Here is a 14881-nt window from a genome sequence, read left to right as displayed (position 1 = left end):
ATACAGGAGACCACACAATGAAGCTCTTACATATCAAGGAAAAGATCAACGATATTATCACACAGGAAAAAGATATGTTCGCCTCTGGTTTAAAGCATAAGCCTCTGTTAAGTAACCGTGTACAGCGTATAGCAATACGTCTTATAGTCTCATTTTTTGTACTGATCTTTGTATTTACGATCGTTTCTCGTGTGTCTGATTCTGCCACGATTGCCAGCGTTCAGGTATCAACAATGACAAGTGGAACATTGACGAACAAAGCTGAAATTGATGGAACAATTGACGCAGAGGATGGTATATCCATCACCCTGCCGGAGGGCCTCAGGGTTATCAAAGTTAATGCAGAAAGGGGAAAACAGGTAAGCGAAGGCGAGGCGCTGCTTGAGTTTGATGTATCTTCCATAAAAGATAAGATTAAGAGCCTCGAGGATGAGATCTATATCCTTAACCAGAAGATAAGCCTTTCCGGGAAAGGAAGCAGCGACAGTGTTCTTGATGCACAGCAGGCGCTTGATGATGCACAGCAGGCGTATGACCGTTTAGTTGCAAAGCTTGAGAGGAATGATTTTGCAGACCTCGAATCGGCACTTGCCAATGCAATCGAAAATAAAGACAGGGCCATCACAGCTACAAGGCAGGCATTAATTAAGGAAGCGGAGGAAAATCGGAAGAATGTTCAAGAATCTGGGGATGATGCGGTTCGCGCGGCACAGCAAGTGCTCTCAGAGGCTGAGGAGGGAACGCCTGCCTACGATAGCGCCGTTCAAAATCTTGAAGCTATCAAGACGCGCTGGGACAACGCACTTTCTGAGGCCGATGAGGCACTTTCTGCGGCAGAAAACCGTACAGATTTTTCAGATGAGGCTGCGGTTATGGATGCTCAGGCTGCTATTGAAGCTGCAGAGAGAGCGATAATAAGTGCCCAGCGAGAGTTTGAAGACTCAAAGGATGAGGAACTCTACGCTGCCGAAAAAAACATTGAAGCGGCGCGGCGAGCATTGAAAAAGGCTCAGGAAAACAAGTCTAAATCGCAGACTGAGGCAGAAATTGAGAGTGTCACCTATAAGGCAGAGTTGTCAGAAAAGGAAAAGTTACGTGACACACTAGAAGAAATCATAGACAATGGTGGTCATGTTATGGCTCCGGTCTCCGGTACGGTTTTGAAAACTTTGGAAAAGGGTTCAAAAACGGAAGCAGATGTTGAAGTAGTTACACTGTCCAACAATGGCGTGGGTTTTGTTTTTAAAGGGAGCCTAGATAAAGAGAATGCCGAAAACTTTTCGGTAAATGATACAGGGGAACTTAGCTATAGACTTGACGGCAGCACTCAGAAGCTGGATGTGAAGATAGCAGCCATGGGAACAGCTGATGAGGATAACATGGTTCCGGTGACGGTTACCCTCCCCGACGGTAAATATACCCCCGGTATGTCTGCACAACTTTCTTTGAACAAAAAAAGTGAGACATATCAGAACTGCCTGCCGCTGACCGCATTAAGAAGAGACTCTCGAGGTGACCATGTTCTCGTAATCCGTAAACAAAATACTGTGATGGGAATCGAGTGGGTTACATCACGGGTTGATATCATCGTTAAGGATAGGGACGGGCAGATGATGAGCATTGAAAGTACAGAAAATGCTCTGACCTACTCGGATAAGGTGATCACGAGCTCAAATAAGACTATTTCGGAAGGAGACAGAGTTCGCATTGAAGGCTAACAATTCTATGAATTACCGGGCTCTCACAGTAACGGGAATACTGGCAGCTTTCGTTTGGTGTATGGCCTGCTCATTCTTTATTGCAGCTATTGGCTTATGCTCAAGTGTCAGCGTACGATGGGAAATTGGTGGTGTCAGTCCGTCTGCCCTTGTCAGGCAGCAAAAATATGCAAAACAGGATGGCCTTTCAAAGCAGCCACAGGTCACGCTGTGGCAGGTATATTCCGCACGGGAGATCATGGATGCAGATATGGGGAGTACGACTGCGGATGTGGTTGTTGTTTTTGGAGCCTGTGAAGATATCACGTCAAAAACCATACTCGTTGGTTCTTTACCTTCGCAGTCTGATACAGCGGGCTGCGCCATCAGCTCAGAATTGGCTTTTTCATTATGGGGAAGCACGAATGTGCTCGGTATGCAGATCAAGATTGGAGGGGAGGTATTATATGTTCGTGGTGTATTCGATGATGATACATCAAGGGTATTCCGGCAGGCAGAGGAGGAATCCAGTGATACACTGTCCAATATGCAGTTAATATTTTCTGATGGCGGAACGCGGGAGATGGCAGAGCGTTATCTTACGGCTTCGGACTTCACAGGAGGTACAATTATCGATTTACCACTGATGGGGTGGGTGTTTGGTATGATTTACCGGCTTCCGGCTTTGGTTTTGGCGTTCGGCATTGTTATAAGGTTGATTAAGCGGGGAGGAAAGCTCCGGCACTATCCGATGTGGATGATTTCTTATCTGCCGCTTGCCTTGATCGCCTTGGCCGGATTAGTGATCTGTATTGATCTTCCGCATATCCCTTCAAGCTTTATCCCTTCAAGGTGGTCTGACTTTAAATTTTGGAAAAATTTATTTTTGGATCACTGGGAGAATCTTACTGTCTGGATGTCGGCAGCCCCGACCTTCCGGGATAAGGAGCTTTGGAATGCAGCGTTTTTACTGCTATTATTTTCTTTATTTGCTTCTATCCTTATGGCAATAGCGGCTAGGATAACATCAATACGCTCGTATTCGGGACTGGTTCTGAGCTGCGTGATATATACACTGTCACTTTGTTTGATATCTGTAAAAATAGTGTCATACAACAATATTTCTATTGGCAAGGTTATGTATTTCATGCCCTGTCTGTGGCTTTGCATCGATCTCTTGCTCCATTGGCAAGGAGGAAAGCTTGGCTTTGTATCCCATGAAAGGAGGTTCTCTGTTGATAAAAACTCTTCTCTGCCGAAGAAAGAATATACCTTTGTCGAAAGCGGCGAGGAAGCCCAAATACTTATACAGGAAAAAACAACAAAATGAACATGAATACAAGGCCCCGCTAAAAGAACGTATCGTACCGTGGTTGTTTTTGACACCGAGTTTGTTTGCTGTGAGTGTAATGGTACTAATTCCGCTTGTGGATGCACTGCGGCGTTCTTTTTTCTCCGCTGTAAGCAATCAGTTTGTTGGATTCCAAAACTACATATCTGTGCTGGGTAATAGTGCATTCCAATTGGCAGCGTCCAATACTGCAAAGTTTATATTCGTTTGCATACCACTATTGCTTATCATATCGTTGGTTGTTGCATTGATGCTTACTACATTTCAGGAAAAGCATGGGATTTTCAAAACAACGTTTTTAATGCCAATGGCAATACCAGTGGCCTCAATTGTTCTGCTGTGGAGGGTGATTTTCCATAGAAACGGATTAATCAATGGGCTCCTGTCTTTACTGGATGTAACTTCCATAGATTGGATTGGAAGCGGAGCTGCATTTGCAGTTTTGGTGTTTGCGTATATATGGAAGAACTTTGGGTATGACATGGTGCTATGGCTCTCAGGGATCAGTGCTATCAATCCGGCGCTGTATGAGGCGGCACAAATAGACGGTGCGGGCAGCATAAAACGGCTTATAAAGATAACGCTGCCCAATCTGTTGCCGACATTGTTCACAGTCACAGTGCTGTCCCTGCTCAATTCGTTCAAGGTATTCAGGGAAGCTTATCTCATTGCAGGCAGCTATCCCGATAATAGCATTTATATGCTTCAGCATTTGTTTAATAACTGGTACAGCAGCTTGGACGTGGATAAAATGTGTGCTGGGGCTGTGATGATGGCATTTATCGTATTTACTTTGATTATGTTGTTGCAGAAGATCATGAGTGGGGGTGACGGCTCTTGAAAAAAATTTTTATCTGTCTCTTTCTTTTTATGATCGCTGCTTTTGTATGGGTACCGCTGTGGATGCTTTCATCCGGTACACTTATGGGACCTGGGGAGTTGTCCGAGAACCTTGCCCCGGTTTTAGAAAGTGGTGATGGCTTCGCTGCATGGCCGATTTTTGCATTCTACCCGACCTTCCAGGCTTATGCGGAGCTGTTGTTTGATACACCTCAATTTTTTAATGTATTCTGGAATTCCTGCAAACAGGTCTTTCCCATTATATTGGGCCATATTGTTTTGGGCGCTCCTGCGGCATGGGCATTTGCACGTTTTGACTTTCGCGGAAAAAAAGTGCTATACACCTTATATATAGTCCTTATGCTGATGCCTTTTCAAGTGACTATGGTTTCCAGTTATCTGGTTTTGAATAAGTTAGGTCTTATTGATACTGCATGGGCCATTATTCTGCCCGGTGCCGCATCAACTCTTCCGGTATTCATCATGACCCGATTTTTTATGACGATACCAGGGGCGGTTACTGAGGCAGCAGCTGTGGATGGTGCTTCCCCCATCCAGACATTTTTGAGATTGGGTATACCTCTCGGCGCACCGGGTATCCTCTCCGCTGTTGTGTTGGGATTTCTGGAGTACTGGAACGCAATGGAGGCACCTCAGGCATTCTTAAAGGATCAGACACTTTGGCCGCTGTCTCTGTATATGGCGAATATCACCGCGGACAATGCGGGAGTATCGCTGATCGCATCACTGATTACACTTATGCCACCGCTTTTGATATTTATGTTCGGGCAGAAATATCTTGAACAAGGCATTATATCTTCTGGAATGAAGGACTAAAATATAAAAGGAGCTGTTTATGGAAAATGAAGTTCGGGCAGGCGGCCTGCAAATACACAAAGTAAATAAGTGGTATCCAGGCAATGTACACGCCGTTATCAATATGGATATGGAAATAGAACAGGGTGAATTTATTGTTTTCGTGGGGCCTTCCGGCTGTGGAAAGACTACACTGCTTCGTATGATTGCGGGACTTGAGGGCATCAGCAGCGGCGAGATCATTATGGATGGCAGGGTAGTTAATAAAGTACCACCTAAGAACCGTGACATTGCTATGGTATTTCAGAATTATGCCCTCTATCCGAACATGAAGGTAAAAAATAATATTGCGTTCCCCCTTAAAATGCGCCATACCAAAAAGCAGGAGGCAGCGGCACGGGTAGCTGAGGTGGCAAAAAAGCTGGAATTGGACACTCTGTTGGAACGGAAGCCCGGTGCACTCTCAGGGGGGCAGCGTCAGCGTGTGGCACTTGCGCGGTCATTGGTGAGAAGGCCTAAGCTTTTTTTGATGGATGAACCGCTGGCAAATCTGGATGCGAAACTCCGCACAGAGATGCGCCGGGAGATTATAGCGCTACAGCGGGAATTGGGTGTAACAACAATATATGTTACACATGACCAGATCGAAGCTATGACAATGGGGACACGTATTGCTGTAATGAATTGCGGCGTTTTACAGCAGTTTGGAACGCCACAGGAGATATATCAAAATCCGGCTAACCTTTTCGTTGCCGGATTTATAGGCTCTCCCAATATGAATATATGGGATACAAGGATTGTGTCATATAATGCGCAGCAATTTTTGACTCTGGGTGAAGCTCGTATTCCTATAGACATAAGTGGTTTGCCTGGGGAGCAATTACAAGAGCCTCTTAAGGCTGGTATCCGTCCGGAACACATTGAGCTTGCTTCAAAGAATGAACCTGGCGCCATCCGGATGGAAATCAGTTTGTTGGAGAATACAGGGCGTGAAGTGGCTGTTTTTCTTGTTGCGTCCGGCATACCGAATCTTACGATAATGACAAATGCTGATTTTTCTGGTCAAATTGGACATGAGATATACATTCGCCTGAAGCAGGAAAAGATACATATTTTTAATGGAGAGAGGGGGCATGCATTACGTTTGTGATGTTAGAGTCTCGAAAATAGCAGGAGCTAATAAAAAACTTTTTATGTGAAGAAAAACGGACTGATGAACCGGCCGACCAACCGAATCTAAGCAGGGATTAGCATCTGAATGGATGATGGATCTGGTTTGACAAGAAAAAGGAAGTTGAATACCTGTATAGAGGCGGATGAATATCATGCCTCATTACAGCTCCGGGAAGAAGGATAATTGTCTGATCACCAAACTGGTCTATGTGCATGAAGGGATAGAAAAAGAAGCCCCAAAGGGCCGCTCAGCTGGATTTGCGATTGGCTATGATTTTTTTGATATACTAAATTGACGTTTTAGGAGTAGCACGTTGAAATTCTCTTAATTACAGCCGTAACGATTGAAAACAGTAATGTGCAGAAAATCATAAAGACAGCAGCTTTGAGATTAAGCCGCCATTTTAAAATGTTGTAATATTGCGACTGTAATTCAATGGATTATTTTCTTTTGCCATCGTGCAGCAGAGGGAAGCGGGGTAACCGGATTGTAAACGAGTAAGCTACCACCATTGTTTGGCGTATCTTCGCCAAAGGTTTCATAACCGGGACAACCTACGACATTTGTCAACTTACATTACCCAAAGGCATGTATTGTTCATATCATTCTCTGGTAATAATGCAATATTCCGTTATCTTCACTTTATAATTTATCTATTTAATTAAGTTCTTGAAAATTATTTTTATTGGGCTTACCATATGTTTTGGATTTTGATGTACTAAAAGTATTGGAGGATTAAATTAATGTTTTATATCAGTTCAAGAGAAGAGGAAATAGAATCATATGAAGTTATTTATATGCGGCGAGTGGGCGCATACGGAGAAAGTAATCGCATTTTGATGGAGAAATTCAAAAGCTGGTTGAAAGAACATGATCTCTATACTGCTCATAATATAATATTTGCCATTCCCCTAGATAATCCCATTACAACAGAAGCTAATAAATGCAGATATGATGTTTGCACAATATATCCGTCTGATCAAAATACACATATAGGGGAGGTGACAAGCAAAAAAATCGAAGGGGGTAAATTCATAGTATTTTTAATTGAACATACTGCCGTTGCGGTTGAATCAGCATGGGATGAGTGCTTTGCAGAAATAAAAAGAATCGGTTATCAGCTAGATGAGTCCAGACCCACTATGGAACGTTACGCAAGAACTTTAGTGGAGCAACACCTTTGCGAGATTTGTGTTCCAATTTTGTAAACAGAAGAACTTCTAAATTACTGCCGTTTTCCTGCAAACCCAAAGGAATGCATGGGTAGAATGTTCCTCTGACAAAATGCAAACCTAAACTTGAGTGGGGCAAATATACCATGAAATTATGATGGAAGAAGTTACGGATAAAGAAGTCAAAAGATATAATAGTGAAACGGTAGTGGAAGGTAAGAAATTTTATGATGAAAAGAAGAGGTATGCAATGAAAGGGGAAAGATATGGAAATAGTTAAATTAATTGGTGTAGCGATTATTGTTTTAGGCTTTGCACTGAAACTGGATGTTCTAGCTGTAGTACTTGTGGCAGGTATTGTGACTGGTATTGTATCAGGCCTTGACTTTTTTTATATTCTGGAGATCATAGGTACATCTTTTGTAAACAATAGACTGATGTCTATTTTTCTTATTATGTTCCCGGTAATTGCAATCATCGAGCGTTTTGGTATGAAGGAGAGGGCGGCTTATTTGATTGGAAAGATTAAGGATGCATCCGCAGGAAAGGTTTTGTCACTGTGGATTGTGATTCGTTCTTTAGCATCTGCAATGAATATCCGAATTGGCGGACATGTTCAGTTTATTCGTCCTCTGATCCTGCCGATGACCGCTGCAGCTGCAGAAGCATCCAAGGGATGCAGGCTGACAGAAAAGGAAGATGAGAAAGTAAAAGGTCTTTCAGCCGCATCTGAGAACTATGGGAACTTCTTCGCGCAGAACTGTTTTCCGGCAGCGTCTGGTGTCGTGCTGATTCAGTCCGGGCTTGCCGTGGCTGGATATGATGTTACACTATCCAGTATTGCATCAGCTTCTATTTCCGTTATGATTATCTCGATCATCCTGACGATGGTACAGGTATTCCTGTTTGACAGACAGGTGAAGGGAGGAAAGAAATAATGACAGATTTTTTAGGTGTTTATTTTCCGGAATTTTTCTATGTTCTCTGCGGACTGGTATGTTTTGATACCGCTTTCCGTGCAAGAAAGAACGAAGAGGCAAAAATCGGAACAATTATTTTCTGGACCCTGACAGGGCTGATCTTCATGCTGGGTAAAGTTATTCCTCCTGTGGTTACCGGCTCAATGCTGTTGGTTATGGGCTGCCTTACTCTCACAAAACAGGTAAAAATGGGCAAGTTCGCGGAAGCTGCCGCTCAGTCCAAGCAGGCGGCCAGCGAGAGAATTGGAACGAAAATATTTATTCCGGCAGTCACCGTTGGTGTTATTGCTCTGGTTTTATCCTTTGTGAAATATGATGCTGTGAATGCAGAGGGAGTTGCCACTCCTACGGCGCTGAATGGAGCAATTATGACAGGTGTAGCCTGTGTACTTGCCTTGATTTTGGCATTTGTCATTTGTAAACCAAAGATAAGCGAGACAAGAGAAGATACTTCACGTCTGCTTATGCAGGTTGGAGCCGCCTGCTTGCTGCCTCAGCTGCTGGGCGCACTGGGAAGTGTATTTTCAGAGGCTGGTGTGGGTGAAGTTATTTCTAATATGATTTCCTCGGTTGTTCCAAAAGGAAATATCGTAATAGGAGTTATAATCTATGTTTTTGGTATGGTCATTTTCACTATGATCATGGGAAATGCATTTGCCGCGTTTACTGTTATTACAGCAGGAATCGGTGTTCCCTTCGTTATTATGCAGGGCGGGAATCCTGCGGTAATCGGTGCACTTGGTATGACAGCAGGTTACTGCGGAACGCTGATGACACCTATGGCGGCGAATTTTAATATTGTTCCCTGTGCGGTACTTGAGACAAAGGATCCCAAGTGGTCTGTTATTAAGGCGCAGGTTCCTATGGCATTAATGATGATAGCAGTTCACATTATTCTTATGCTTATAATTGGATTCAGATAAGGAGAAAGAAATGAAAATATTAGTGACAGGATTTGATCCCTTCGGGGGAGAGCTGGTAAATCCGGCCATTGAGACGGTAAAAAGACTGAGAGATAATATCTCGGGGGCGGAGATTATCAAGCTGGAGATACCCACTGTGTGCCATAAGTCCCTCCGGGTAATCGAGGAGGCTGTGGTCAAATATGACCCGGATGTAGTTTTGTCTATCGGACAGGCAGGCGGGAGACCAGATATAACCATAGAGCGGGTAGGTATCAATGTGGATGACTGCCGTATTCCTGACAATGAGGGAAATCAGATTATTGACGAGCCTGTTTATCCGGATGGTCCGGCTGCTTATTTTGTAACCATTCCGATCAAGGTCATGGTTCAGCGGATTCAGAGCAGAGGAATTCCCGCATCCATATCCAATACGGCGGGTACCTTTGTCTGCAACCATGTGACATACGGGGTCTGTCATATGCTGGCAGCCAAATATCCTGGAAAGCGCAGTGGTTTTATCCATATTCCATTCCTGCCCCAGCAGGTAATAGATAAAAAGAATATGCCGTCCATGTCACAGGATGTACTGGTGGAGGGTATTGAAGCCGCAATTGAGGCAATTGTAGACACACCTACGGATATTAAGGTGATGGGCGGTGCAACACACTGATGAGAAGAGTGTTTGTATATGGGACACTTCGTGTGGGTATGTATAATTATGAGTACTATTATAAAGCTCATGATACATTCCGGCGCTATGCTTATGTGAAAGGCTCGCTCCATGCTATCAGGGGTAAAGCGTATCCTGCTCTGACGATAGGAGATGAGATGGTTCTGGGTGAGATTCATGAGGTGCCGGATGATGTCCAGAATGAAGTAGATTTGATGGAAGGCTTCTTCGGTGAGGGCAGAATAGAAAATGAATACGACAAAGTGTTTTGTACCATATATGATGACCTGGGCGAAGAAATCGATCATTTGCCAGTATATTTCTATAATCTGAGAAATTCGGAGAACCGGAAATTGGTTGGGGACGTGATTTCATGTAACGACTATGTGAAATATCTTGGGATAATAAAAACGGATGAAAGATGAGTAATCTGTCTGTGGTAGTATCAATTAATTTCTGTTTGCAATTCACCGTCACTGATTTTAGACGTTCCGATATGAATGTATGTCTTATATTGGAAGAAGTTCAGATGACGCCAGGTTATGTCGAGGGTGTCATTAGCACCCTATAAACTTTTTAAAATCACCTCTTGACATCTGTCCGAAATCTTCAGTGGATGAAAAAGCCAGAGATATGTTTTGTGCCGATATTTTCTGTGGGGAATATATCGGGCAGACAGGCTGTGAAAGCCTTATACTAAGCATAAGGCAGGCAGGAGAATGCAGTGGATGCAACGCATCAGATGTAAGACAAAAAGCTGTTCTGCTAGTATTTTACTGCAGGCTTAAATCTTAAAATACAGTGAAAGGAGTAGAGATTATGAAGTATGTAGTTGAAGAAAAAGGGGCTTTTCAGGTATTGGGAATAAGAATGACAACTCCGTATGGAGGAGGTACCTGGGCAGTGGTTAAGAGTGATGGAACCAATGAAAAAATGAAAGCTATCAGTGGTAGTTTTTTTGATTTGGGATTGTGCTTCGGATTTCAGGAGGATGGCAGTAATGATTATATGTGTGCCGTTCTCTGGGACGGGCCGGAGGTAGAAGGATTTGTGACATATGAATATCCTCCGGCAACGTGGCTGATCTTTCAGGCCAAGGGAAAAATCTCAGACAATGTTCTGGGAAATCTCTGGCAGCAGATCAATCAGGAATTCCTTCCCCAGAGCCAGTATGACAAATGTGGGCTGCCCACCATCGAAAAGTATGTTTTGTGGAATGAAGCAGAAGATTTGGGGGAAGTAGAAGTCTGGATACCCGTGAAATATTAGAAAGGAGAATGAAGCTGTCGGGAATTAGATAGCCTTAAAAAATGGAGCATTATCACCTAAGCAGGAGATAATGCTCCATTTGATTGGACTGCAGAGGAAATTAGTGGGAGGGAAGGACGGCAGAAGCAAATGAATTTGAGATCCAGACAAGAAAGTACGGGGGAATTCCTTGTCAGACATTATGATTTGCTTTACAATAGTAAAATAGACAAAAAACACAGATAGAAACAGAGTGGAAGATATATCGGAGGAACGGTGATGCAGGTGACGATAAAAGATATTGCTCGCGAGTGTGGTGTCTCGGTGGCAACGGTGTCTATGGCACTCTCTTCAAAGAAAACGAGGGTGTCGGAGAAGACAAAAGCAAAAGTAATAGAAGTTGCAAGAAAGTATAATTATCAGCCGAATAATGCAGCAGTAAGCCTTGTAAATAAAAAGAGTAAGCTGATAGGGATTGTCTTTAATGATTTGCGGAATACCCATATTTCATCGCTTTTCATGGAGATTAACAATGTGGTTGAAAAAAGAGGCTACTCTCTTGTCTGCCATATTATAGAAGATGATGGAGCCGTGGAGTGTGATCTACTTCGGAACGTGGGTGCGGGAAATATCAGTGCCTTGATCTGGGCGAAATCGCTTGAGAAATATACGAATGAAGAAAAAAAGAAATTGAATGATGCCATTTTGCAGTTAGATGTACCGGTAATGACTATGGATAATTATGGATTTGCATGTGAGGGGACAGATGTAGTGTTTGATTACCGTCAGGGCGGATATATTGCAACCAAGCATCTCATAGATTACGGACACAGAAGGATTGGCTGTGTGGCGGGGAAAAAGAATTATCAGGTGACACAGGAGCGTTTGGAAGGATATAAAATGGCTCTTCAGGAAGCTGGGATTTCTTATGATGAAAAACTGGTTGTCTATGGGGATTATACCATGAATAGCGGATACATGTTATTTTCCTATATTATGGGAAAAAAGGTGACGGCTATTTTCTCTATGAATGACGAGATGGCATTTGGTATTTATCGTGCGGCGAGAATGTACGGGGTCAGCATCCCAGAGGAAGTCTCTGTGGTCGGTTTCGATAATGTTCCGTTCGCGGATGTGATGCAGGTGCCACTGACAACAATAGGTATTCCGGTGGAAGAAATAGGGAAGTATATAGGAGAACGCACTATGGAGCTGATCGAGTGCACAGAAAAAAAGGGAAGGAACGTGAGGGAGTATAAACCACAACTTTTACTTCGGGGCAGTACAAGGAAAATTTAAAATGGTTTTATAAAAGAGCCGGTGCATGAACCGGCTCTTTTAGTATGTAAAATAATACCATTTATGCCTGTTTATTATTAACAGTGTTGAAACGTTTAAATACAAGTGTTGAAACGTTTTGACGAGTAATATTATACAAAATAAACAAAAATAAGCCTTATTTATTGAAGAAATACAATGAATATGATATAATATCAACATAAAACAAAGAGTTAAAAAAACTAATTGTTAAAACGTTTAGACAAAAAAGGAGGGAACATTTTGGTGAGGCGTACAATTGTGGAACTAAAAAACATACGCAAAGAGTTTCCGGGTGTAGTTGCATTGGATCAGGTCAATATGAAGATACGTTCTTCCACAGTTCATGCACTGGTCGGTGAAAACGGAGCCGGCAAGTCAACACTGATGAAGATATTGTCGGGAACATATACCGGTTATGGCGGAACAGTTTTTTGTGAAGGAAAAGAGATTCATATGAAGTCAGAGAAGGATGCCTATGCACATGGAATTTCTATTGTCGCACAGGAATTGAACTATGTACCTGAGCTGACGATATCAGAGAACTTGTTTTTAGGGAGAGAACAGAAAAAAGGAAAATTATTTTTGAACAAAAAGGAGAGAAAGAAGCAAACAAAGGAATTATTAAAAATAATGAATCTGGATTATGAGCCCGATGAAAAAATGGGAAATCTGAATGTGGCTCAGTGTCAGATGATTGAAATTCTGAAAGCAATTTCGAGAAACAGTAAAGTCATTATTATGGATGAACCGACATCATCTCTGACAAGTGCGGAGACTGGCATTCTTTTTAAGACAGTATGCAAACTGAAAGAGACTGGGATTGCATTCGTTTTTATCTCTCACAGGCTGGAAGAAGTGTTCGCACTCTGCGATGAATATACGGTTTTGCGCGACGGAAAGTGGATTGCATCGGGGGAAATAAAAAACACTACGGAAGAGCAGCTTATATCTATGATGGTCGGGAGGGATATCGAAGATATCTATCCGCCAATTTCAGAACATCAGGATCGAGTTGTGCTTGAAGTGAAGAATTTGACGAATGAAGGGGTGTTTCGAGACATTTCGTTCCGGGTTCATGAAGGAGAGATTTTCGGCCTTGCAGGTATGGTAGGCGCAGGGAGAAGTGAGATTGTTCAGACAATATTCGGATTGGATCATCTGGAAAAGGGAGAGATCCTGATGGAGGGAAAAGAGGTGAAGATACGCTCTGTCAAAAATGCAATACGGCATGGGATTGCAATGGTGACGGAGGACAGAAGGACTTACGGATTTGTGGGTGTGAGACCGATAGAAGACAATATCAAACTTCCGAATGGGGATTTATTTGCGAGACTAGGTTTCTGGAATGTGAAGCAGGTAAAGAAAAAGGGAAATGCTATTTGTTCCGAACTTTCAGTGAAAGCACCGGGTATGAGTACACTGGCAGAGAATCTAAGCGGCGGAAACCAGCAGAAGGTAGTATTGGCAAAATGGCTTGTGCGGGATATTAAGCTTCTTATTTTAGATGAGCCGACAAGAGGAATTGATGTAGGTGCAAAGGAAGAAATCTATTCCCTCATTACAGAGTTTGCGAGGCAGGGCATGGCAATTATTCTCATCTCTTCTGATATGCCGGAGGTGCTTTCCATGAGCCATAGAGTAGGAGTGGTCGGTGACGGGAAATTGTTGAAAATTTTAGAGCGTGAGGATCTGGTTCAGGATAAAATTATGAAAATAATTGTGGAGGCGAAAGATGAAAAATAAAACGAGATTATCATCGGGAGAGATATACAGAAAATACGGAATCGTACTTATCATGATTTTTTTATTTATTGCATCGGCAGTCATTAATCATAACTTTTTAAAACCCCAGAATTTGATTAACATATTAAAACAGATTTCTGTGGTTACCATTATTGCCTGTGGCGAGACGATGTTGATCGTATCAGGAATGATTGACTTGTCAGCGGGATTTTTGTGTACAACATCAGCGTGTATTTCGGCGGGAATCCTTGCAGGAACGGGAAATCTGCCGCTGGCGATACTGGCGGGTATCGCAATCGGATGTCTTTGCGGCTGGGTGAACGGATTTTTAATTACCCACTATAAGCTACAGCCATTTATTGCGACTCTGGCAATGACCTATGTACTTCAGGGAATTGTTCAGATTTATACAAACGGGCAGACAATCGGCGGCGTGCAGAAAGCTAGACCTCTGGGATATGGTGCAGTTCTTGGAATACCGGTTCCGGTTATCATTACGCTTGTTATGGTAGTAGCCATAGCGATATTGATGAAAAAGACAACATTCGGAACTTATATTTATGCTATCGGAGGATGTGAGAAGGCGGCAATTGCCTCGGGCATTAATACGAAGCGCATAAAGCGGCTGATATTTACACTGAGCGGTGCGCTGACAGGACTGGCAGGTGTAGTGCTGATGTCGCGTTTGATGGCGGGAATGCCTTCTGTGGGAGAAGGGTATGAGTTTGATGCCATTACTGCGGTGATTGTGGGCGGGACTAGCTTTTTAGGAGGAATCGGAACGGTAACAGGAGCCTTAATCGGTTCGATCATCGTAGGATTGATCAACAACATACTGAATCTGCTGCATGTATCTACCCAGTACCAGTTGATTGTGAAGGGTTTGTTAATTGCGGTGGCAGTGATCATTGATATTAAGACAAAAGAAAATAAAAAAAGTAAATAAATAAAAATTAAGGAGGAAA

General features: G+C 42.9%; 15 protein-coding genes. All 15 read left to right on the top strand.

The features are described 5' to 3' along the window. The first annotated feature begins 17 nt into the window (after positions 1-17). The 15 genes from LC508_RS18090 (at position 18) to LC508_RS18020 (ending at position 14862) form a co-directional block, all read left to right on the top strand. Positions 18-1718: a hypothetical protein gene (locus LC508_RS18090; RefSeq protein ID WP_103731746.1), complete on the top strand. Its 1701-nt coding sequence runs from the start codon at positions 18-20 to the stop codon at positions 1716-1718. Further along, a complete protein-coding gene (locus LC508_RS18085) occupies positions 1708-3027 on the top strand; it encodes an ABC transporter permease (protein WP_225305209.1) in 1320 nt (439 codons plus the stop codon). Before LC508_RS18090 ends, LC508_RS18085 begins: the two co-directional genes overlap by 11 nt. A gap of 31 nt (positions 3028-3058) precedes the next feature. Beyond that, positions 3059-3889, top strand: a complete 831-nt coding sequence (locus LC508_RS18080; RefSeq protein ID WP_244783644.1) for a carbohydrate ABC transporter permease — start codon at positions 3059-3061, stop codon at positions 3887-3889. Positions 3890-3918: 29 nt separating this feature from the next. Next, the gene (locus LC508_RS18075) at positions 3919-4725 is read left to right on the top strand and encodes a carbohydrate ABC transporter permease (RefSeq protein ID WP_408610635.1); all 807 of its coding nucleotides are present in this window, start codon (positions 3919-3921) and stop codon (positions 4723-4725) included. A 19-nt stretch (positions 4726-4744) separates the two neighbouring features. Further along, positions 4745-5854 carry an ABC transporter ATP-binding protein gene (locus tag LC508_RS18070; protein WP_103731744.1) on the top strand — a complete coding sequence of 370 codons (1110 nt, stop codon included), beginning with the start codon at positions 4745-4747 and terminating at the stop codon, positions 5852-5854. Positions 5855-6029: 175 nt separating this feature from the next. Beyond that, positions 6030-6173 (top strand): hypothetical protein, encoded by a 144-nt coding sequence (locus LC508_RS18065; protein WP_225305207.1) that lies wholly within the window; start codon positions 6030-6032, stop codon positions 6171-6173. A gap of 448 nt (positions 6174-6621) precedes the next feature. After that, positions 6622-7086, top strand: coding sequence for an AraC family transcriptional regulator (locus LC508_RS18060; protein WP_103731743.1), 465 nt, complete (start codon positions 6622-6624; stop codon positions 7084-7086). Positions 7087-7316: 230 nt separating this feature from the next. Next, on the top strand, positions 7317-7988 hold the full coding sequence (locus tag LC508_RS18055; protein ID WP_054351685.1) for a DUF969 domain-containing protein: 672 nt from the start codon (positions 7317-7319) through the stop codon (positions 7986-7988). Then, complete coding sequence (locus LC508_RS18050) at positions 7988-8953, top strand: DUF979 domain-containing protein (protein WP_054351686.1); 966 nt, start codon at positions 7988-7990, stop codon at positions 8951-8953. The genes LC508_RS18055 and LC508_RS18050 overlap by 1 nt, the downstream gene beginning before the upstream one ends. 10 nt (positions 8954-8963) lie before the next feature. Next, the gene (gene pcp / locus LC508_RS18045) at positions 8964-9605 is read left to right on the top strand and encodes a pyroglutamyl-peptidase I (protein WP_103731741.1); all 642 of its coding nucleotides are present in this window, start codon (positions 8964-8966) and stop codon (positions 9603-9605) included. Further along, on the top strand, positions 9605-10030 hold the full coding sequence (locus tag LC508_RS18040) for a gamma-glutamylcyclotransferase family protein (protein ID WP_054351687.1): 426 nt from the start codon (positions 9605-9607) through the stop codon (positions 10028-10030). The genes pcp and LC508_RS18040 overlap by 1 nt, the downstream gene beginning before the upstream one ends. 394 nt (positions 10031-10424) lie before the next feature. Further along, positions 10425-10874: a GyrI-like domain-containing protein gene (locus LC508_RS18035; RefSeq protein ID WP_052099111.1), complete on the top strand. Its 450-nt coding sequence runs from the start codon at positions 10425-10427 to the stop codon at positions 10872-10874. A 258-nt stretch (positions 10875-11132) separates the two neighbouring features. Beyond that, complete coding sequence (locus LC508_RS18030; protein WP_033140119.1) at positions 11133-12152, top strand: LacI family DNA-binding transcriptional regulator; 1020 nt, start codon at positions 11133-11135, stop codon at positions 12150-12152. A 264-nt stretch (positions 12153-12416) separates the two neighbouring features. Further along, the gene (locus LC508_RS18025) at positions 12417-13916 is read left to right on the top strand and encodes a sugar ABC transporter ATP-binding protein (RefSeq protein ID WP_052099161.1); all 1500 of its coding nucleotides are present in this window, start codon (positions 12417-12419) and stop codon (positions 13914-13916) included. Then, positions 13906-14862 carry an ABC transporter permease gene (locus tag LC508_RS18020; RefSeq protein WP_118594085.1) on the top strand — a complete coding sequence of 319 codons (957 nt, stop codon included), beginning with the start codon at positions 13906-13908 and terminating at the stop codon, positions 14860-14862. The genes LC508_RS18025 and LC508_RS18020 overlap by 11 nt, the downstream gene beginning before the upstream one ends. The last annotated feature ends 19 nt before the right edge of the window (positions 14863-14881 follow it).

Origin of the sequence: Blautia parvula, from assembly GCF_020215665.1 — a bacterium.
GTDB classification, from domain to species: domain Bacteria; phylum Bacillota; class Clostridia; order Lachnospirales; family Lachnospiraceae; genus Blautia; species Blautia celeris.
The sequence above is the reverse complement of the archived record's forward strand: the minus strand, read 5'-3'. Positions and strand labels throughout refer to the sequence as shown.

Coding starts and splice junctions, on each gene's coding strand:
- LC508_RS18035 (WP_052099111.1), top strand. CDS start 10,425: ATGAAGTATGTAGTTGAAGAAAAAGGGGCTTTTCAGGTATTGGGAATA.
- LC508_RS18065 (WP_225305207.1), top strand. CDS start 6,030: ATGCCTCATTACAGCTCCGGGAAGAAGGATAATTGTCTGATCACCAAA.
- LC508_RS18020 (WP_118594085.1), top strand. CDS start 13,906: ATGAAAAATAAAACGAGATTATCATCGGGAGAGATATACAGAAAATAC.
- LC508_RS18055 (WP_054351685.1), top strand. CDS start 7,317: ATGGAAATAGTTAAATTAATTGGTGTAGCGATTATTGTTTTAGGCTTT.
- LC508_RS18040 (WP_054351687.1), top strand. CDS start 9,605: ATGAGAAGAGTGTTTGTATATGGGACACTTCGTGTGGGTATGTATAAT.
- pcp (WP_103731741.1), top strand. CDS start 8,964: ATGAAAATATTAGTGACAGGATTTGATCCCTTCGGGGGAGAGCTGGTA.
- LC508_RS18070 (WP_103731744.1), top strand. CDS start 4,745: ATGGAAAATGAAGTTCGGGCAGGCGGCCTGCAAATACACAAAGTAAAT.
- LC508_RS18090 (WP_103731746.1), top strand. CDS start 18: ATGAAGCTCTTACATATCAAGGAAAAGATCAACGATATTATCACACAG.
- LC508_RS18050 (WP_054351686.1), top strand. CDS start 7,988: ATGACAGATTTTTTAGGTGTTTATTTTCCGGAATTTTTCTATGTTCTC.
- LC508_RS18060 (WP_103731743.1), top strand. CDS start 6,622: ATGTTTTATATCAGTTCAAGAGAAGAGGAAATAGAATCATATGAAGTT.
- LC508_RS18075 (WP_408610635.1), top strand. CDS start 3,919: ATGATCGCTGCTTTTGTATGGGTACCGCTGTGGATGCTTTCATCCGGT.
- LC508_RS18030 (WP_033140119.1), top strand. CDS start 11,133: ATGCAGGTGACGATAAAAGATATTGCTCGCGAGTGTGGTGTCTCGGTG.